Annotated in this window: 1 pseudogene; it reads right to left on the bottom strand. The window is 62.6% G+C overall.

Annotation, left to right across the window (positions count from 1 at the left end):
- Positions 1-419: pseudogene (locus EN818_RS30855) on the bottom strand (hypothetical protein); the annotation flags it as partial.
- Between the last annotated feature and the right edge of the window lie 11 nt (positions 420-430).

The raw sequence follows: 430 nt of genomic DNA, 5'->3' as shown, positions 1-430 counted from the left end.
GTCCAGTTCTGGCCTTTCCCCTTCCGCATATAGTCGTCATCTATCAGTCCCGTGATCCAGACGCCGGCCTCTTCCTCGAAGCGGCGGCGCTGCACGAACGTCTTCTCGATCTTGCCGTGCTTGTTCAGCTTCCAGGAGCCATCTGGCAGCCTGGTCTGGATGCGGGCGACCTGGAAGACGGGGGCACCATCAGCGTCGACGTAATCCCAGGTGGCGACGGTCTCCTTCTTGCCGGGCCCGGCGAGCTGGTTGCTGCCGGTCTGCGGCGCCTTCGATGGCAGTTCGAAGCCGTTGTCACGCAGCCAGTCGACAGCCTCACCTTCGCTGAGACCCTGAAGCTTGCCGAGCAGGGCGAGGGTTCCGCCGCCCTCGTTGTCTTCATGGCTGAACCATGTGCCCTTCGCGACATCGATTGCCATCGATCCCTGTT

It is taken from the genome of Mesorhizobium sp. M3A.F.Ca.ET.175.01.1.1 (assembly GCF_004791945.1).
Lineage (GTDB): Bacteria > Pseudomonadota > Alphaproteobacteria > Rhizobiales > Rhizobiaceae > Mesorhizobium.
This window is presented reverse-complemented; position numbering and strand designations above follow the sequence as displayed.